14 protein-coding genes are annotated in these 19,391 nt (G+C 70.7%); 6 read left to right on the forward strand and 8 right to left on the reverse strand.

Annotated features, from left to right (window positions below; all coding sequences use genetic code 11):
* Nucleotides 1-71: 71 nt before the first annotated feature.
* The gene (locus ACIBVL_RS13260) at nt 72-1,577 is read left to right on the forward strand and encodes a VWA domain-containing protein (RefSeq protein WP_399096626.1); all 1,506 of its coding nucleotides are present in this window, start codon (nt 72-74) and stop codon (nt 1,575-1,577) included.
* Nucleotides 1,578-1,648: 71 nt separating this feature from the next.
* On the opposite strand, the gene ACIBVL_RS13265 is transcribed toward ACIBVL_RS13260, so the two are convergent.
* The 3 genes from ACIBVL_RS13265 to ACIBVL_RS13275 all read right to left on the reverse strand — a co-directional run bounded on the left by ACIBVL_RS13265 (nt 1,649) and on the right by ACIBVL_RS13275 (nt 5,359).
* On the reverse strand, nt 1,649-2,527 hold the full coding sequence (locus ACIBVL_RS13265) for a hypothetical protein (RefSeq protein WP_399096629.1): 879 nt from the start codon (nt 2,525-2,527) through the stop codon (nt 1,649-1,651).
* 191 nt (nt 2,528-2,718) lie between these two features.
* Nucleotides 2,719-3,801 (reverse strand): metallophosphoesterase, encoded by a 1,083-nt coding sequence (locus ACIBVL_RS13270; RefSeq protein WP_399096632.1) that lies wholly within the window; start codon nt 3,799-3,801, stop codon nt 2,719-2,721.
* 445 nt (nt 3,802-4,246) lie between these two features.
* Entirely contained in the window at nt 4,247-5,359 is a 1,113-nt protein-coding gene (locus tag ACIBVL_RS13275; protein ID WP_399096635.1) for a LacI family DNA-binding transcriptional regulator, read from the reverse strand.
* Between the two features lie 456 nt (nt 5,360-5,815).
* On the opposite strand from ACIBVL_RS13275, the gene hisC reads away from it, so the two are divergent.
* From hisC to ACIBVL_RS13300, 5 genes are all read left to right on the forward strand, one after another.
* The gene (hisC, locus tag ACIBVL_RS13280; protein WP_399096638.1) at nt 5,816-6,895 is read left to right on the forward strand and encodes a histidinol-phosphate transaminase; all 1,080 of its coding nucleotides are present in this window, start codon (nt 5,816-5,818) and stop codon (nt 6,893-6,895) included.
* A 220-nt stretch (nt 6,896-7,115) separates the two neighbouring features.
* On the forward strand, nt 7,116-8,624 hold the full coding sequence (locus ACIBVL_RS13285) for a cytochrome ubiquinol oxidase subunit I (RefSeq protein ID WP_399096641.1): 1,509 nt from the start codon (nt 7,116-7,118) through the stop codon (nt 8,622-8,624).
* 20 nt (nt 8,625-8,644) lie between these two features.
* Entirely contained in the window at nt 8,645-9,649 is a 1,005-nt protein-coding gene (gene cydB, locus ACIBVL_RS13290) for a cytochrome d ubiquinol oxidase subunit II (RefSeq protein WP_399096644.1), read from the forward strand.
* Nucleotides 9,650-9,661: 12 nt separating this feature from the next.
* Nucleotides 9,662-13,162 carry a thiol reductant ABC exporter subunit CydD gene (gene cydD, locus ACIBVL_RS13295; RefSeq protein WP_399096647.1) on the forward strand — a complete coding sequence of 1,167 codons (3,501 nt, stop codon included), beginning with the start codon at nt 9,662-9,664 and terminating at the stop codon, nt 13,160-13,162.
* A gap of 92 nt (nt 13,163-13,254) precedes the next feature.
* Nucleotides 13,255-14,310 (forward strand): peptidoglycan DD-metalloendopeptidase family protein, encoded by a 1,056-nt coding sequence (locus tag ACIBVL_RS13300; protein ID WP_399096650.1) that lies wholly within the window; start codon nt 13,255-13,257, stop codon nt 14,308-14,310.
* On the opposite strand, the gene ACIBVL_RS13305 is transcribed toward ACIBVL_RS13300, so the two are convergent.
* The 5 genes from ACIBVL_RS13305 to ACIBVL_RS13325 form a co-directional block, all read right to left on the reverse strand.
* Nucleotides 14,307-15,212: a Cof-type HAD-IIB family hydrolase gene (locus tag ACIBVL_RS13305; protein ID WP_399096653.1), complete on the reverse strand. Its 906-nt coding sequence runs from the start codon at nt 15,210-15,212 to the stop codon at nt 14,307-14,309. The two genes, ACIBVL_RS13300 and ACIBVL_RS13305, sit on opposite strands and share 4 nt — an antisense overlap.
* Nucleotides 15,213-15,279: 67 nt before the next feature.
* Nucleotides 15,280-16,182 (reverse strand): LLM class flavin-dependent oxidoreductase, encoded by a 903-nt coding sequence (locus ACIBVL_RS13310; RefSeq protein WP_399096656.1) that lies wholly within the window; start codon nt 16,180-16,182, stop codon nt 15,280-15,282.
* Nucleotides 16,183-16,224: 42 nt separating this feature from the next.
* Entirely contained in the window at nt 16,225-16,668 is a 444-nt protein-coding gene (locus ACIBVL_RS13315; protein ID WP_399096659.1) for a hypothetical protein, read from the reverse strand.
* A gap of 18 nt (nt 16,669-16,686) precedes the next feature.
* The gene (locus tag ACIBVL_RS13320; protein WP_399096661.1) at nt 16,687-17,235 is read right to left on the reverse strand and encodes an RNA 2'-phosphotransferase; all 549 of its coding nucleotides are present in this window, start codon (nt 17,233-17,235) and stop codon (nt 16,687-16,689) included.
* A gap of 187 nt (nt 17,236-17,422) precedes the next feature.
* Nucleotides 17,423-19,183 (reverse strand): SDR family oxidoreductase, encoded by a 1,761-nt coding sequence (locus ACIBVL_RS13325; RefSeq protein ID WP_399096664.1) that lies wholly within the window; start codon nt 19,181-19,183, stop codon nt 17,423-17,425.
* Nucleotides 19,184-19,391 lie beyond the last annotated feature (208 nt).

Genomic DNA, 19,391 nt, shown 5'->3' on the forward strand with positions numbered 1-19,391 from the left:
TAGGTGACGGGGAGCAGTCAGGCCCGGCGTCCTGGGGCCGAAGGCGAGGGCGTCGGTGCTTGACTGGGCTCATGACTGCGCGATCCATGAGCAAAGGTGCCAATCTGCCGGTCGACTCGCCCGTCGTTCGTGCGGAACTCAGCTGGTCCGAGGGGGCCGCAGGACCGGACGTCGACGCCTCGGCCCTGCTGCTGACCGCCGCCGGACGGGTGCGTGACGACGGTGACTTCGTCTTCTACAACCAGCCGTGTCATGCGTCCGGCGCGGTGACCCACCTCGGCAAGCAGAGGGCCGACGGCGTCATGACCGACACCGTCCAGGTGGACCTGGGCTCGCTGGAGAGCGCCGTCGAGCGGGTGGTGCTGTGCGCGTCGGCCGACGGCGGCACCTTCGGGCAGGTGGCCGGACTGACGCTTCGGCTGCTCGGCCCGGACGGGCGGTCCGAACTGGCGCGCTTCGAGATGCGGGCGGAGACGGAGACGGCGTTCATCGGCGGCGAGCTGTATCTGCGCGAGGGACGCTGGAAGTTCCGTGCGGTCGGACAGGGGTACGCCTCCGGACTCGCGGGACTCGCCACGGACTTCGGCATCACCGTCGACGAGGAGCCACCCGACGCGACCGCGCCGCCCACCCCGGGTGCGGCCGCACCGCCGTCCTCCGACGCGTCTGCCCCGCCGTCCCGGGCCATGGACTTCCCACCGTCTCGGACCGGCGCTGCGCCGCCACCTCAGCCGGGCGCGGTACCGCCGGCCCCGCCCGCGGCCTTCCCGCCGCCCCCGCCCGCGGCTGTCCCGCCGCCCACCGGCCCACGCCTGATCAAAGGGGAGGAGCGGCTTCCCGTGGACATGCGCAAGCGGCTGTCCCTGCGCAAGGAGCAGGTCGCCGTCAGCCTGAGCAAGCGGGGAGCCGCGGGGATTCGCGCACGGGTCGTCCTCGTCCTGGACGCCTCCGGCTCCATGGCGTTCCTGTACTCGCGCGGTGTCGTGGCCGACGTGGTGGAGCGCATGGCCGCGGTGGCCGCGCAGCTCGACGACGACGGCGAGATGCAGGCCTGGACGTTCGCCAGCAACCCCGCACGTCTGCCCGACCTCCGCCTCGGCGAACTCCCCGAGTGGCTGCGGCTGCATGTGCGTGTGGGCGAGATCAGCTTGTTCCGGCGCGGCAAGAAGCCACGGAAGGGGCTGGAATCCGGCCAGGTGGACATGCGGACGGTCGGCATCCAGAACGAGGAGCAGAAGGCGATCGCCGAGGTCAGGGCGTTTGTGCGGGACCATCCCGCGACCGCGCCCACCCTGGTGCTGTTCTTCTCCGACGGAGGCGTCTACCGCGATGCGGCTATCGAGCAGGAGCTGCGGGCGGCGGTCGAGGAGCCGATCTTCTGGCAGTTCGTCGGCCTCGGCCGGTCCCACTACGGCGTCCTGGAACGGTTCGACACGCTCCCCGGCCGGCGCGTCGACAACGTGGGCTTCTTCGCCGTGGACGACATCAGCACCCTCCCGGACCAGGAACTCTACGACCGGCTGCTGTCCGAGTTCCCGTCCTGGATCACGGCGGCCGCTGGGGCAGGCATTCTCTGACCCGTGCAGGCGCCTGCCGAACGGCTTGCGCTCCCTCGTTCCAGGGCGTTCGGGAGGCGCAAGCCGAGGGCCTATTCCGGCTGGTGGTCCGGGCCGCCGAAGTCCGGGCTCGTGTAGTCCGGGCTGCTGAAGCTCGGGCGGGGGCCGGCGGGGCCGTCGTCGGGGCTGGTGAAGCCCGGACGGTCGTACCCGATCTTCGGAAGGCGGCCGGTGGGGGCCGGCGGGGCCGGTTCGGGGCGCAGTTCGGAGGTCGGCCCGTGGTCGGCGAGGGCCTCCCGCAGGAACGGCAGGATGCCGCGCTCCAACAGGGCCTCCCGCCAGGCCTCCTTCGCCCGGGCGACCTCGTCGCTCAGCTCGCCGTACGGCCCGGCCTCCAGGGACGGACGGTTGCGCAGGGCGGTGAGCAGCAGCCCGATGGTGGCGACGAGAATCGCGGCCGCGGCGATGGCCCCGAACGCCCATCCGACGTTCAGCATCGCCTGGGCGGCCGCCTGATCGGGTTCGATCGCCTTGAGGCAGTAGCCGACGAGCAGGAAGAGCACCGCGGCGGTTCCGGCGAGCACGGGGGTGAGTACGGCGGCGACGGCGACGGCGCCCGCCCCGGCGGCCTCGGCGGCCTGGGCCGCCTCCCCCACGGTGGTGGCGAGCCCCATCGCGCCCGCGCCCGGCTCTGCCGAGCCGGAATCGTGCGGGGACGAGGGGGTGGACGGCGCGGGGTGGCGCAGTTCCTCGCGGACCTTCACATAGTGCTGGTACTCGGTCGCCGCGGCCGCCGTGATGAGCGCGGAGGCGTTGAGCGCCATGGTGCGCAGCTGTTCGGGGTTGAGCCGCTGTCCGACAGCGGCCAGTTCCGGGTGGTGTGGTGCGGAGCGCAGCGCCTCGTCGAGGATCCGCTCGTACTCCTGGCGGTCCTCACTGTGCAGGTGCTGCGGAACGCTGTTCATGTGCATCCCCCGATGCTCCGTAGGGCTTGGGGCTCGCATGCCAACGAGCCGTCGGGCAGAAACGGAGGGGAGCCTGCTACGGATAAGGCGATGGTAGAGCGGCGACGGCATGCGGTGACAGGGGGTTTGCTGAAATTGGCCCCTGGCCCGCGGTGTCGCCGACGGGTCCATGGGGCCGCCGGCCTGCCCCGGAACGCCTAATCGTCGAGGGGAAGTTGCTGGACCAGCAGCTTCCCGGCCATCGTCACGCCGCCGTCCATCGCGATGGCCAGCCCGTCGGCGTACACGTGCGGTCCCTCGACATGCGGGCCGCCGTTGTCCTCGTCCTCCTCGGAGCCGACCTCGCCCATCAGGTACGGGATCGGGCTGTGGCCGTGAACGATGCGGGTGCCGCCGTACGTATCGAGCAGGGAGCGGACGGCGTCGGCGCCGCCCTCGTCGCGGAAGGAGAAGCGCTTGGTGAACTTGCGGAACAGATCCCACACCTCGTCCGCGTCGTTGCGCGTGATCGTCTCGCGGACGGTGTCGTTGACCGCCTCGATCGAGTCGCCGTAGTCGAGGTAGGCGGTGGTGTCGGAGTGGACGAGCAGATGACCGTCGACCTCCTCGACGGCGTCGAGACGGGCCATCCACTGCAGGTGGTGGTCCTGGAGGCGGTCCATGTCGTGCTTCTGGCCGCCGTTGAGCAGCCAGGCCGCCTGGAAGGTGGCGGTGCCCGCGCCGGAGTTGACGGGGGTGTCGCCGAAGCGCTTGGCGCCGAGTAGCAGCAGCTCGTGGTTGCCCATGAGGGCCTTGCAGTAGCCGCCGGCCGCGGCGGCCTCGGCGGACAGCCGCATGACGAGGTCGATGACGCCGATGCCGTCCGGACCGCGGTCGGTGAAGTCGCCGAGGAACCACAGTCGGGAGGTGCCCGCGCACCATTGGCCCGCCGCGTCGACGAGGCCCTTCTCCTGCAGCGCGGCCACGAGTTCGTCGAGGTAGCCGTGCACGTCGCCGACGACGAAGAGCGGCCCGGGGCCGGTCGTGGGCAGCGGATCGGGGGCCGGCGCCGGGTCGACGGCCACCTGAAGGGTGTCGCCCCGGTTGATGACCGGCAGATCGCGCTGCGTCGGCGTATAACCGTCCGGATGCTCCAGGGGATCCTCGAGCGGCGGCGCGGCATTGCCCGGATGCGCGCTGTGGTCGTACGGACCGGTCTCGTGGACGTACGCGGGCACCCGGAAGTCGCGCAACGTCGCCGTCCGCTCCGCCTCGGGTCCCTGACCGGCCCCCTGAGTCATCAGACCCCTCCACCATCGCGCCGCATGCACCCTTCGGGCTGCCTGGTCGCAGCGGCCCGCGGTGCCGTGGGCCCATCATAGGAATGCGGATCGGGCCGTGTGATGACCCAGGGGTGCTGAATCGGAGCAAGGCTCCAGTTCATCGCGGCTTTCGCCCCGATTGGGCCGGTCTTCGGCAGTCCACTCACACCCCGCGCACACCCCACTCACACGCGCCTCCTCCTGGGCGTGGGGCGCAGGGACAGTGTCGCGCAAGGCACAGGGGCGGTGCCGCGCGGCGCGCAGGAACGGTTTTCCCGGGCACGCCGGAGCGGCCGGACGGCGGGAGACCGGGCAGTCGCACGGCGGTCGGCGGACGGCGCGGCGAGTGCGCGCCGCAGACGCGGGACGGCTGCGGGCGCACCCGCAGCGCTGCCCCGGCCTCAGCCCGGCCGGGCCGCTCCCCCTACCCCTTCTCCGGTGCCCGGGGCGGACTCACCGTCGTCCGGGGCGGACGTCGCTGAGAAGAGGTACGGACGATCAGTTCCGTCGGTATCACCTGTTCGACCGGCCGGTCGGAGTCCACGCTCTCGATCGCGTCGATCAGGAGCTGGACCACGGCCGTCCCGATGCGGCGCGGCTTCAACGAGAGCGTGGTGATGGGCGGCTCGGTGCTGGCGTACACGGTGGACTCGCTGCAGCACACCAGCAGCAGATCCTCCGGCACCCGCAGCCCGTAGCGGCGGGCGGCGGCCAGAAGATCGGTGCCGTTGGGATCGAACAGGCCGTAGACCGCGTCGGGCCGGTCCGGGCGGGCCAGCAGCCGGTCGGCGGCGATGGCGCCCGCGCACGGGTCGTGGGCGGGGTAGGCCTCGTAGACCGGATCCTGGCCGACACGCTCGCACCAGCGCAGATACGCGGACGTGGACAGATGCGTGTACGTGTCCGTCGTGGTCCCCGTCAGCAGGCCGATCCGGCGGGCGCCGGCGTCGGCCAGATGGTCGAGGATGTCGAGTACGGCGGCCTCGTGGTCGTTGTCGACCCACGCGGTGACCGGCAGCTCGCCGACCGGACGGCCGTCGGAGACGACCGGTAATCCCTGCCGGACGAGCTCGCTGACCACCGGATCCTGGTCGGACGGGTCGATGACGACCGTGCCGTCCAGGGCGACGTTCGACCACACGTCGTGACGCGAGGTCGCGGGGAGGATGACGAGGGCGTAGCCGCGGGCGAGCGCGGCGGAGGTGGCGGCACGCGCCATCTCCGCGAAGTACGCGAACTCGGTGAAGGTGAAAGGTTCATCCCCGTAGGTCGTCACGGTCAGACCGATGAGGCCGGACTTGCCGGTACGGAGGGTTCGGGCCGCGGCCGAGGGGCGGTAGCCCAGTCGGTCGGCGACCTCACGGACATGGCGTCGGGTGGCGTCGGGGAGCCTGCCCTTGCCGTTGAGGGCGTCGGAGACGGTCGTGATGGACACTCCGGCGGCGGCGGCCACGTCCCTGATGCCCGCCCGGCCCGGCCGGTTGCCTCGGCGTGAGGTTTCCGCGCGGCTCACCTGGTGCTTCCCTGCTGCTGTCATGGCGAGCCGATAGTAGGGCTCATTCGGCGGGGTAGGGCGGACGCATATGCACGCGTTGACAGGCACGTTTCTGCAAGGTCTGATGGGGTCAATTACCTTGGAAACAAAGGAAGTTGGTGGATCGTATTGCAGGACGTGATGTGTGGGCACGCATGAGCCTGCCAAGGCGCCGATGTCTCGAAGAGGTCTCAACTCACCTGCACGAGGGATGCGCGCCACGGCGTGAGCCACCGGCGCATAGATATATGTATGACGCGCCCCCTGACGTGTACGCCTTCGTGCGTCTTCGTCCGTAGAGATCACGGAAATCCACCCGCACCGGACCCGGGGCCCGTTCATTGGCCGTCGAGAGGGCTTCCACGAGGTGCCTCCACGCCTGTTCGCACCCGCCCCGAATCCTCATAAGGTGAGCAGTATTGAAGCCGGGAGCCGGTGGTGGTCACGAGGAGGACTGCGGTGAGCGAGACGAGCCCCAAGCTGCGTGCCGAGCTGGAGGGGATTCCCACCTACAAGCCGGGCAAGCCTGCCGCGGCCGGCGGTCCCGTGGCCTACAAGCTGTCCTCCAACGAGAACCCCTACCCCCCGCTTCCCGGGGTGATGGAGGTGGTGACCGCTGCCGCCGCGAACTTCAACCGCTACCCGGACCTGGCGTGCACGGCCCTGGTGGACGAGCTCTCCCAGTGTTTCGGCGTGCCCGCCTCCCACATCGCCACCGGCACCGGCTCGGTCGGTGTCGCCCAGCAGTTGGTCCAGTCGACCGCGGGCCCCGGCGACGAGGTGATCTACGCCTGGCGCTCCTTCGAGGCCTACCCGATCATCACGCAGATCAGCGGCGCCACGGCGGTGCAGGTGCCGCTGACACCGGGAGACGTGCACGACCTGGACGCCATGGCCGACGCGATCACGGACCGCACCCGGCTGATCTTCGTCTGCAACCCCAACAACCCGACCGGCACGGTCGTACGGCGGGCCGAGCTGGAGCGGTTCCTCGACCGGGTGCCGAGCGATGTGCTGGTGGTGCTCGACGAGGCCTACCGGGAGTTCATCCGCGACCCGCAAGTGCCGGACGGCGTGGAGCTGTACCGGAGCCGGCCGAACGTCTGCGTCCTGCGGACGTTCTCGAAGGCGTACGGTCTCGCCGGCCTCCGGGTCGGCTTCGCGATCGCCCACGAGCCGGTGGCGGAGGCGCTGCGCAAGACGGCGGTGCCGTTCGGTGTGAGCCAACTCGCACAGGAGGCGGCGATCGCCTCGCTGCGTGCCGAGGACGAGCTGTTCGGCCGGGTCGGCTCGCTGGTCTGCGAGCGCACGCGGGTGGTCGACGGGCTGCGCGCCCAGGGCTGGACGGTGCCGGAGACCCAGGCAAACTTCGTGTGGCTGCGGCTGGGGGAGCGGACGACCGCGTTCGCGGCGGCGTGCGAGCAACACGGGGTCGTGATCCGGCCGTTCCCGGGTGAGGGTGTGCGGGTGACGGTCGGCGAGGCCGAGGCGAACGACATCTTCCTGAAGGCGGCGGAAGACTTCCGCAAGGAGTGGTGAGCGGCGGTCGCGAGCTGCGGGGCGCCTTGGTTTCACGTGGAACCGAGGCGCCCTTCGCGCACCATGGGCCGACCGGTCCACGCTTGCCGGGGACCCTTGGTCCGTAACGAGGGACCCCCCGCCTCTCCTGGATCGAACGGGCATGCGTCATACTTGCTTGTGAATGTGAACGCTTTCACAAGCGCGTGTTCCACCAGCCTGTGAGGTAAGGAGCGGCAACGTGGACCTGGCTTTGGCGCCGGAGACTCTGGCGCGCTGGCAATTCGGCATCACGACCGTCTACCACTTCCTGTTCGTCCCCCTGACGATCTCTCTCGCGGCCCTCACCGCGGGACTGCAGACCGCCTGGGTGCGCACGGAGAAGGAGAAGTACCTCAGGGCGACCAAGTTCTGGGGCAAACTCTTCCTGATCAACATCGCGATGGGCGTCGTCACCGGCATCGTGCAGGAGTTCCAGTTCGGCATGAACTGGTCCGACTACTCGCGTTTCGTCGGCGACATCTTCGGCGCCCCGCTGGCCTTCGAGGCCCTGATCGCCTTCTTCTTCGAGTCCACCTTCATCGGCCTGTGGATCTTCGGCTGGGACAAGCTGCCGAAGAAGATCCACCTGGCCTGCATCTGGATGGTCTCGATCGGCACGATCCTGTCGGCCTACTTCATCCTCGCCGCCAACTCGTGGATGCAGCACCCGGTCGGCTACCGGATCAACAAGGAGAAGGGCCGGGCCGAACTCACCGACTTCTGGGCCGTGCTCACCCAGAACACCGCCCTCAGCCAGGTCTTCCACACGATGTCGGCGGCCTTCCTGACCGGTGGCGCCTTCATGGTCGGCATCGCCGCCTTCCACCTGTTCCGCAAGAAGCACATCGCTGTGATGAAGACCTCGCTGCGGCTGGGCCTGGTCACCGTGGTCATCGCCGGCCTGCTCACCGCGATCAGCGGTGACGTCCTCGGCAAGGTGATGTTCAAGCAGCAGCCGATGAAGATGGCCGCCGCCGAGGCCCTGTGGGACGGTCAGGACTCCGCACCGTTCTCGATCTTCGCCTACGGCGATGTCGAGAAGGGCCACAACTCCGTGGCCATCGAGATCCCCGGCCTGCTGTCGTTCCTCGCCAACGACGACCTCACCTCGTACGTCCCCGGCATCAACGACGTGAACAAGGCCGAGCAGGAGAAGTACGGCCCCGGCGACTACCGGCCCAACATCCCCGTCACCTTCTGGGGCTTCCGCTGGATGATCGGCTTCGGTATGGCGTCCTTCGCCATCGGCCTCGCCGGACTCTGGCTCACCCGCAAGAAGTTCATGCTGCCGCAGCACCTGCGGGTCGGCGACGACGAGGTGCCCCACCTGGTCCTGTTCAGGAACAAGGCCCTCAGCCCCAAGCTCTCCAGGCTGTACTGGCTGGTGGCGATCTGGACCCTGGGCTTCCCCCTGATCGCCAACTCCTGGGGCTGGATCTTCACCGAGATGGGCCGCCAGCCCTGGGTCGTCTACGGCGTCCTGCAGACCCGCGACGCGGTCTCCCCCGGTGTCTCCCAGGCCGAGGTCCTCACCTCGATGATCGTCTTCACGGCCCTGTACGCCGTCCTCGCCGTCGTCGAGGTCAAGCTGCTGGTGAAGTACGTGAAGGCCGGGCCGCCCGAACTCACCGAGGCCGACCTCAACCCGCCCACGAAGATCGGCGGCGACTCCCGTGACGCCGACAAGCCGATGGCCTTCTCCTACTAGGCCGAGGGAGCTGCACAGTCATGGAACTGCACGACGTCTGGTTCGTCCTGATCGCCGTCCTGTGGACCGGCTACTTCTTCCTGGAGGGGTTCGACTTCGGGGTCGGCATCCTCACCAAACTGCTCGCCCGCGACCGGCCCGAGCGGCGGGTGCTGATCAACACCATCGGTCCCGTCTGGGACGGCAACGAGGTGTGGCTGCTCACCGCGGGCGGTGCGACCTTCGCGGCCTTCCCGGAGTGGTACGCCACGCTCTTCTCCGGCTTCTATCTGCCCCTGCTGCTCATCCTGGTCTGCCTGATCGTGCGGGGCGTCGCCTTCGAGTACCGGGCCAAGCGGCCCGAGGAGAACTGGCAGCGCAACTGGGAGACCGCGATCTTCTGGACCTCGCTCCTCCCTGCGTTCCTGTGGGGTGTGGCCTTCGGCAACATCGTGCGGGGCGTGAAGATCGACCGGAACTTCGAGTACGTCGGCGGCTTCTGGGACCTGCTCAACCCGTACGCGCTGCTCGGCGGCCTGGTGACCCTGACGCTCTTCACCTTCCACGGTGCGGTGTTCACGGCCCTCAAGACCGTCGGTGAGATCCGGGAGCGGGCGCGAAAGCTGGCGGCCCAAGTGGGTCTGGTCACCGCCGTCCTCGCCCTGGTCTTCCTGCTGTGGACACAGGTCGACAGCGGTGACGCCAAGAGCCTGGTCGCGCTGGTCGTGGCGGTGGCCGCCCTGGTGGCGGCGCTCGTCGCCAACCAGGCGGGGCGCGAGGGCTGGTCGTTCGCCCTCTCCGGCCTCACCATCGTGGCGGCCGTGGCGATGCTCTTCCTGACGCTCTTCCCGAACGTCATGCCGTCCACGCTCGACGCGGACTGGAGCCTCACGGTGACCAACGCCTCGTCGAGCCCGTACACCCTGAAGATCATGACCTGGTGTGCCGGTATCGCCACGCCGATCGTCCTGCTCTACCAGGGTTGGACCTACTGGGTGTTCCGTAAGCGCATCGGAACCCAGCACATCGCTGAAACCGTGCACTGAGGTGTGTTTCACGTGAAACCAATCGATCCGCGTCTGCTCCGCCATGCCCGCGCCACCCGCCTCTTCATGGTGGCGGTGGTCGGCCTGGGCACCGTCGGAGCAGCGCTGGTCATCGCCCAGGCGATGCTCATCGCCGAGGTGGTGGTCGGCGCGTTCCAGCACGGGCTCCCGGCGGCCGGCCTTCGCACTCCCCTGCTGTTGCTGGTGGGGGTCGCGGTCGGGCGGGCCCTTGTCTCCTGGCTCACCGAACTCGCCGCCCACCGGGCGAGCGCGGCGGTCAAGTCGGAGCTGCGGGGGCGGCTCCTGGAGCGAGCCACCGCACTGGGACCGGGCTGGCTCATGGGGCAACGCACCGGTTCGCTGGTCGCCCTGGCGACCCGGGGCGTCGACGCGCTGGACGACTACTTCTCCCGCTACCTCCCCCAGCTGGGGCTCGCGGTGGTCGTGCCGGTCGCGGTGCTGGCGCGGATCGGCACCGAGGACTGGGTGTCGGCGGCCATCATCGTCGCCACCCTCCCCCTGATCCCGGTCTTCATGGTGCTGATCGGCTGGGCCACGCAGGCGCGGATGGACCGTCAGTGGCGGCTGCTGTCCCGGCTCTCCGGGCACTTCCTGGACGTCGTCGCCGGCCTGCCCACGCTGAAGGTGTTCGGGCGGGCCAAGGCGCAGGCCGAGTCGATCCGGCGCATCACCGGTGAGTACCGCCGGGCGACCATGCGGACGCTGCGGATCGCCTTCATCTCGTCGTTCGCGCTGGAGCTGCTGTCGACCCTCTCGGTGGCCCTGGTCGCCGTGACCATCGGCATGCGGCTGGTGCACGGCGAGATGGACCTCTACATCGGTCTGGTCATCCTCGTGCTCGCGCCCGAGGCGTATCTGCCGCTGCGGCAGGTCGGGGCGCAGTACCACGCGGCAGCCGAGGGGCTAGCGGCGGCCGAGGAGATCTTCGCCGTTCTGGAGACGCCGGTGCCGGCGTCCGGCACGGCGGCTGTGCCGCAGACCGGCGGCCTGTCCGTCGAGGGCGTGACGGTCCGCTACCCCGGCCGCTCCGCCGATGCCGTCTCCGAGGTGTCGTTCACCGTCGAACCGGGGGAGACCGTCGCGCTCGTGGGCCCGAGCGGCGTGGGCAAGTCGACCCTGCTGCACGCCCTGCTGGGTTTTGTGCGGCCGGCCGAGGGCCGGGTGCGGGTCGGGGGAGTCGACCTCGCCGACGCCGACCTGGACCAGTGGCGGTCCCGGATCGCGTGGGTGCCGCAGCGCCCGCACCTGTACGCCGGGACGATCGCCGAGAACGTACGGCTGGCGCGTCCCGACGCCGACGAGGCCGCCGTGCGGCGGGCGTTGGCGGACGCTGGGGCGCTGGACTTCGTGGACGCGCTGCCCGAGGGGCTGGGCACCCTGCTGGGCGAGGACGGCACCGGGCTGTCGGCGGGGCAGCGGCAGCGGCTCGCGCTGGCCCGGGCGTTCCTCGCGGACCGGCCCGTGCTGCTGCTCGACGAGCCGACGGCCGCGCTCGACGGGGAGACCGAGGCGGAGGTCGTGTCGGCCGTACGGCGGCTGGCGGCAGGGCGGACGGTGCTGCTGGTGGTGCACCGGCCGGCGCTGTTGGGTGTGGCGGACCGGGTGGTGCGGCTGGACCTGGCGGACCGGGGGCCGCAGCAGGCCGGTGTCGAGAAGGAGCGGCTCGTGGCGGCCGCACGACGGGACACTCCCGACCCGCTGGAGGAGGCCGTCGGCGGCACCTCCGCAGCGACCGGGAACAGCGGCGGCATCCTCGCCCGGGTCCGCGGCATGGCCGGCGCCCGCCGTGGCCGGCTCGCCCTCGCGCTGGTGCTCGGCAGTCTCGCCCTCGGCAGCGCCGTCGGGCTGATGGCCACCTCCGGATGGCTGATCTCGCGGGCCTCGCAGCAGCCGCCGGTGCTGTACCTGATGGTGGCGGTGACGGCGACCCGCACCTTCGGCATCGGGCGGGCGGTGTTCCGGTACGCGGAGCGGCTCGTGTCGCACGACGCCGTGCTGCGGATGCTGGCCGACACCCGGGTCGCGGTCTTCCGGCGTCTGGAGCGGCTGGCGCCCGCGGGGCTGCGGACGACCCGCCGGGGCGACCTGCTGACGCGGCTGGTCGCCGATGTGGACGCCCTGCAGGACTACTGGCTGCGCTGGCTGCTGCCCGCCGGTGCCGCCGTCGTCGTCTCCGCCGGGTCGGTGGCGTTCACGGCCTGGCTGCTGCCGGAGGCCGGGACCGTGCTCGCGGGCGGGCTGCTGGCGGCCGGGGTCGGTGTCCCGCTGGTCACCGGCACGGTGGCGCGCCGGGCCGAGCACCGGCTCGCTCCTGCCCGCGGGGTGCTCGCCACCCGCACGGCCGACCTGCTCACCGGCACCGCCGAACTGACCGTCGCGGGCGCCCTGCCCGCCCGTACCGCCGGGGTTCGCGAGGCCGACGGCGTACTCACCCGGATCGCCTCCCGGGCCGCCACGGCCACGGCGCTCGGCGACGGGCTCACGGCGCTCGTCTCGGGGCTGACCGTCGCGGCCGCCGCCCTCGTGGGTGCCCAGGCGGTCGCCGCCGGGCGACTGGACGGCGTGGTCATGGCCGTGGTCGTCCTCACCCCGCTGGCCGCCTTCGAGGCCGTCCTGGGGCTTCCCCTGGCCGTGCGGTACCGCCGGCGGGTGCGCAGGAGCGCGGAGCGGGTGTACGAAGTCCTGGACTCCCCCGAGCCGGTGCGCGAGCCGGAGCGGCCCCGGCAGGCGCCCGCGTCACCGTTCCCGCTCGTCCTCACGGGTCTGACCGCCCGGTACACCGGGCAGGACCGGGACGCGCTCGCCGCGGTCGACCTGACCCTGACCGAGGGGCGCAGGATCGCCGTCGTGGGGCCGTCGGGCTCCGGCAAGACGACGCTCGCCCAGGTGCTGCTGCGCTTCCTGGACGCGGGAGCAGGCTCGTACACGCTGGGCGGGGTGGACGTCCGGGCCCTGGACGGCGACGACGTACGGCGGCTCGTCGGGCTGTGCGCGCAGGATGCGCACCTCTTCGACAGTTCGGTGCGGGAGAACCTGCTGCTGGCGCGGAAGGGCGCGAGCGAGGACGAGCTGCGGGACGCGCTGGCGCGGGCCCGGCTGCTGGAGTGGGCGGACGAACTGCCCGACGGGCTGGACACGCTCGTCGGGGAACACGGGGCGCGGCTCTCCGGGGGGCAGAGGCAGCGGCTCGCGCTGGCCCGCGCGCTCCTCGCCGACTTCCCGGTGCTGGTGCTCGACGAGCCCGCCGAACACCTCGACCTGCCGACCGCCGACGCGCTCACCGAGGACCTGCTGGCCGCCACCGAGGGCCGTACGACCCTGCTCATCACCCACCGGCTGGCCGGGCTGGAGTCGGTGGACGAGGTGATCGTCCTGGACGGGGGCCGGGTCGTGCAGCGCGGAACGTATGGGGAACTGGCCGTGGTGGACGGTCCTTTGCGGAGGATGGTCGAGCGGGAGGCGGCGGCGGAACTGCTCGTGGGAGCGCGGTGATCCGTCTCTGTTGACCCGTCAGGGGAGAGGTGTCCCCCAGGCGTACGACTCCAACAGGCACCGATGCCGCGCTGTCCGCCACGATCGCTGACATGCGCTCATTTCGCCGCCGTACCCGGCTCGTCGCGGTCCTGCTCTGTGGGGCCGCGGTGCTCGCGGCCCGGCCCACGTCCGCGGACGGGGAGCCCGGCGACGGCACCGGCGAGGGGCTCGGCACCCAGGTGCTGCGGCTGAACGACGACGCGGCGGTGGCCACCCGCCAGTACGAGGCGGGCCGGCGTGAGGCGGAGGCGCAGCAGGGCGAGGTCCTGCGGCTGGAGGAACTGCTGGGCCGCGAACGCCAGGAGATCGCCGTGCTGCGGGAGGACCTGGGCCGTATCGCCCGTGCCCAGTACCGGGGCGGGGGCGGACTGCCGGTCGCGGCCCAGATGATGTTGGCGGGCAGCCCGGACGAGCTGATGCGCGGTCAGCACCTTTTCTCGAAGGCGAATCTGGTCGTGGACAACGCGATCGGCAGGAGCCGCAGGGCCGAGGCGCGGCTGGCCGCCGACGAGGCGAGGGCCGTAGAGGCCTGGCAGGCGGTCGAGCGGCGCAAGGCCGAACTCGCCGCGTTGAAGCGGGACATCGAGGACAAGCTCGAAGAGGCGCGGTGGCAGTTGCAGGGGCAGGCGGACGCCGCGGTCGCCGCGGGCGCGTGCCAGGGTGCCGTGCGGCTCGACCAGCCGCGGCCGCAGATCACGGGTGACTGGGTCACGCCCGTCGAGACGTACACCCTGTCGGCGGGCTTCGGCAGCGGTGGCGAGCGCTGGGCGAACCGGCACACCGGACAGGACTTCGCGGTGCCGATCGGGACGCCCGTGCGGGCGGTCGCCGCGGGGCGTGTGGTGCGGGTGTCGTGCGGGGGCGCGTTCGGCATGGAGATCGTGCTCCAGCACGCCGACGGCTACTGCACCCAGTACGCCCATCTCGCGGCTGTCACGGTCGACCAGGGCGACAGCGTGACGCCCGGGCAGTGGATCGGCCAGTCGGGCACATCCGGCAACTCCACCGGTCCGCATCTGCACTTCGAGGTTCGGGTCACTCCGGAGCCGGGGTCGGCGGTCGATCCGGTGCCGTGGCTGGCGGCACGCGGGGTGCCCGTCGCCTAGGACAGACCTTCGGGCCGGCGCCGCTCGGCGATCAGCCGCTCGATGACGACGGCGACCCCGTCCTCGTTGTTGGCGACCGTCTGCCCCGAGGCCGCGGCGATCACGTCCGGGTGCGCGTTGCCCATCGCGTACGACCGTCCCGCCCAGGTCAGCATCTCGACGTCGTTGGGCATGTCCCCGAACGCGACGACCTCCTCGTGCGAGATACCGCGCTCCGCGCAGCACAGGGCCAGCGTGCTGGCCTTGGAGACGTCGGGACCGCTGATCTCCAGCAGGGCGCTGGGGCTGGACCGGGTGACGTTGGCGCGCTCACCGATGGCCAGGCGTGCCAGGGTGAGGAAGGCGTCGGGGTCGAGCGTGGGGTGGAAGGCGAGGATCTTCAGCACCGGCTCGGCTGAACCGGGGCCGTCGGGGGCCAGCAGTTCCTCGGCGGACGCGAGGTCGTCGGGGACCTCCATGTGCATCTTCGGGTACTCAGGCTCCTGGTAGAAGCCGTAGGTCTGCTCGATCGCGTACATCGTGCCGGGCGCCGCGTCGCGCAGCAGCCGTACGGCGTCCAACGCGTTCTCCCGCTCGAGTTCGCGCACCTTCACGAACCGGTGGGAGCCGGGGCCGCCGTGCAGATCGACCACGGCGGCGCCGTTGCCGCAGATCGCCAGGCCGTGCCCGTGAACGTGTTCGCTGACGACGTCCATCCAGCGGGCCGGGCGGCCGGTGACGAAGAAGACCTCGATGCCTGCCTCCTCGGCGGCCGCGAGGGCGGCGACCGTGCGAGGTGACACCGACTTGTCGTCGCGCAGCAGAGTGCCGTCCAGATCGGTGGCGATCAGCCGGGGCGGGAGAGCGGCGGCCGGGGTCTCGGGCTGTCGAGTCGCTGAGGTCACCGGGTCATTCTCGCGCATATGCCCGCACGGTCGGGCGAGAGTCCGCACACATGACGCACGGGGGTGTCCCTCATGGCTGGTGCTGTCAGCCGAGTTGGGCCACTGCCTCCATGGCGATCTGTTCGAAGACCTTCTCGTCCGCGGCGAAGTCGGAGTCAGGGATGGGCCAGTGGATCACCAACTCCGTGAAGCCGAGGTCTTGGTGGCGGCCCGCGAAGTCGACGAAGGCGTCCAGGGACTCCAGCGGACGGCCGCGATCGGGGGTGAACCCGGTGAGCAGGATCCTGTCGAGCTCGTTCACGTTCCGCCCCTGGGCGGCACAGACGTCGGTGAGCTTCTCGACCTGACCTCGAATGGCCTGAACCGACTGTTCAGGGGTGCCGTTCTCGTACAGCTTGGGGTCTCCGGTGGTCACCCACGCCTGCCCGTGGCGGGCGGCGAGCCGCAGTCCGCGGGGTCCGGTCGCCGCGACGGCGAAGGGCAGCCGGGGCCGCTGGACACAGCCGGGGATGTTGCGCGCCTCGTGCGCCGAGTAATGGTCGCCCTCGTACGACACGGAGTCCTCCGTGAGCAGCCGGTCGAGCAGGGGCACGAACTCGGCGAACCGGTCGGCCCGCTCACGCGGGGTCCATGGCTCCTGACCGAGGGCGGTGGCGTCGAAGCCGGTGCCGCCCGCGCCGATGCCCAGGGTCACCCGGCCGCCGGAGACGTCGTCCAGGGAGATCAGGTCCTTGGCGAGGGTCACCGGGTGCCGGAAGTTCGGCGAGGTCACCAGGGTGCCCAGGCGCAGCTGGTCGGTGACGGCCGCGGCGGCGGTGAGTGTCGGGATCGCACCGAACCAGGGTCCGTCGCGGAAGCTGCGCCAGGACAGATGGTCGTAGGTGTAGGCGGTGTGGAAGCCGAGCTGCTCCGCACGGGTCCAGGCCGAACGACCCCCTTCGTTCCAGCGGCGGTACGGGAGGATCACGGTGCTCAGGCGCAGACTCATGTCGTCGAGCGTATGCGCCTCACCGTGTTTCACGTGAAACGGTCACCGTGCGCGTCCGGCCAGCCACGGGCTGAGGCCGACCAGGATGAACTCCTTGTGCACCCGGTCACCCGGCAGCGGCACCATCAGCGTGTTGCCCGGAGGGAAGCGGCGCGCCTTGACCCAGGCGCGTCCCTCGTAGAGTGCGTGGAGGAAAGCGGGGACGTCGTCTCGGTCCACGTCGGGGCATTCCACGCCGTCGACGGTGATCAGGGCGTCGTCGTCAGGGTAGAGCCGCACGCTCACCTGGGGGCGGCCGCCCAGCTCGACGTAGGCCTCGTGGGGCAGCGAGCCGTCCGGGTCGGCGGTGACGCCGACGCCCGCAGCGGTGCGGCGGGAAGTCCGGTCGGCGCCGATGTCGTGGGTTACCTCGATCTCGAGGGCGTACGCGTCGGCGATCGCGCGGAGGGCGGTGACGGCGGCTTCGGTGGTGGGGAGGTGGTCCATACCACCGATCATGCAGGGTCAGTGCTTCTCGGGGAACCCCAGGTATCGCGGCGGTACCGCCTTCGTCAGCCACACCCCGTTGGCACTGACATGGAAGACATGGCCGTCGCGGTGCATGGCTCCGGCGTCCACGGAGAGGACGACCGGGCGGCCCCGGCGGGCGCCTACACGGGTGGCGGTCTCCCGGTCCGCCGAGAGGTGCACATCATGCCGGTTCATGGGCCGCAGTCCCTCGGCGCGGATCGCGTCCACGGAGCGGGCCACGGTGCCGTGGTAGAGGTACGGCGGTGGGGTCGCCGGGGGCAGCCCGAGGTCGACATCGATGCTGTGACCCTGGCTGGCGCGGATCCGGGTGCCTTCGATGGCGAAGCGCTTCTTGTCGTTGGCGGCGACGACGTGGTCCAGCTCGTCCCGGGTGAAGCGGAAACCGTGCGCGGCGCATGCCGCGATCAGCTCGTCGATCTCGACCCAGCCGGCCTCGTCGAGGGTGAGTCCGATGCGCTCGGGCTGATGGCGGAGGTGTTTCGAGAGGTACTTCGACACCTTCACGGTGCGTCTTTCGTCCATCCTCTCAGGATGACGGGAGAGACGTGGATCACGCATTTTCTTTTACGCCCGAGGTTTGATCCACAACCAACAACAGTTATCCACAGGGAAGTTGGCGTTTCTGTGGACAACAGGGCTGTGTCTCCCAGGGCTTTCCCCAAGGGCGCCTGTCAGGAGGCTGACTTGAGGGGAAGCTTCCCAAGTCTCCTCACAACGGCGGTCGCAGCCGGGCGACCGCCCGCAACGCCTTTGGTGCGAAACGCGACAGAGCACGGGCTCCGCGCGCCTCCGGCGTCACCGGCACGACCGCCTCGTTGCGGGCCACGGCACGCAGAATGGCCCGGGCCACCTTCTCCGGCGGATAGTTGCGCACCCCGTAGGCGCGCGTGGAGCGCTCCTGGCGACGCTTCTCCTCCACCGCGTCGACGCCCACGAAGGACGCCGTGGCGGTGATGTTGGTGTTCACCAGGCCGGGGCAGATCGCCGTAACACCGATGTCCCGACCGGCCAGTTCGGCCCGCAGGCACTCGCTCAGCATCAGGACGGCCGCCTTGGAGGTGCTGTAAGCGGGCAGCGCCCGGGAGGGCAGAAAGGCAGCCGCGGAAGCGGTGTTGACGATGTGGCCGCCCTGGCCTCGCTCGGCCATCCGCCGTCCGAAGAGCCGGCACCCGTGGATGACTCCCCACAGGTTCACGTCCAGGACCCGGCGCCAGTCGTCCGACGTCGTGTCGAAGAACGAACCGGACAGCCCGATACCGGCGTTGTTCACCAGCACGTCCAACACCCCGTGCTCGGCGTGCACCTTCGCGGCGAGTTTCTCCATCTCCTGTTCGTCGGAGACGTCCACGGTCTCGGCCCAGGCCTCGGGCGCGCCGATCAGCCGGGCCCGCTCCGCGGTGCGGGCCGCGCCCTCCGCGTCCCGGTCGACGGCGATCACTCGTGCCCCCGCCTCGGCGAACGCGAGCGCCGTGGCCCGTCCGATACCGCTGCCCGCGCCGGTGACCAGCACCAACTGCCCGCCGAAAAGGTCCGCGTAGTGCCCGGTGGCCGTTGGCCGCGGCCGTCCGCTGTCCTCGATCGACGTGACGAACTCCGTGATCCAGGAGGCGAGCCGGTCGGGACGCGTGCGCGGAATCCAGTGCTTGGCGGCGAGCGTGCGCCGGGTCAACTCCGGGACCCAATCCTCCAGTTCGTCGCCGAGCCGCTCCGACAGGAACCTGTCGCCCACGGGTGTGATGAGCTGCACGGGCACGTGGGCGTGCGCGTCGGGGCGTGGGCGGCGCAGTCGGATCCGTACGTTGTCCCGGTACAGCCAGGCGCCGTTGGCCGCGTCCGACGGCAGCGAGGGCGTCGGATAGCCGTCGCCGGTCACCTTCTCGATCCGCCGCAGCAGGTCCGGCCAGCGCTTGCCGAGCGGGCCGTGCCAGGCGAGTTCGGGCAGGGCGGGCGTGTGCAGCAAGTAGACGTACCAGGATTTGGCTCCCTGGCCGAGGAGTTGACCGACCCGCCGCGGAGTCGGCCTGCTCAGACGGTTGTTGATCCAGTGGCCGAGGTGGTCGAGGGACGGACCGGACATCGATGTGAAGGACGCGATCCGGCCCTTGGTCCGCTCGACGGTGACGAACTCCCAGGACTGCACCGAACCCCAGTCGTGCCCCACCAGGTGCACCGGCCGGTCCGGGCTGACCGCGTCCGCGACCGCCAGGAAGTCGTCCGTCAGCTTCTCCAGGGTGAACCCGCCCCGCAGCGGCTTCGGCGCGGTGGAACGGCCGTGGCCCCGCACGTCGTACAGCACCACGTGGAAGCGGTCGGCCAGCCGGACCGCGACCTCCGACCACACCTCCTTGCTGTCCGGGTAGCCGTGCACCAGCACGACCGTCGGCCGCCCGGGATCCCCCAGCTCGGCCACGCACAGCTCCATCCCCCCGGTGCGCACCCACCGCTCGCGCGCGCCCTCCAGAGTCGTCACTCGCCCTCCGACTGCGGTACGTGTCCGTAATCCGACTCCGCAGAATCTGGCACTTGTTAGAGAAAGCGTCAATAGGGTGGATGCGGCCCCGGAGCGGAGCCCTCCCGTAACTCTCAGGCATGGCATCCCCTACGGGCCCGTACATCTGAGGTCTGATGCGAAGACGGCTCTGAGGTCTGACGATTTCCGTGGCGTGCGTCACTACATT

This window comes from Streptomyces sp. NPDC049687 (genome assembly GCF_044465285.1).
Taxonomy (GTDB): domain Bacteria; phylum Actinomycetota; class Actinomycetes; order Streptomycetales; family Streptomycetaceae; genus Streptomyces.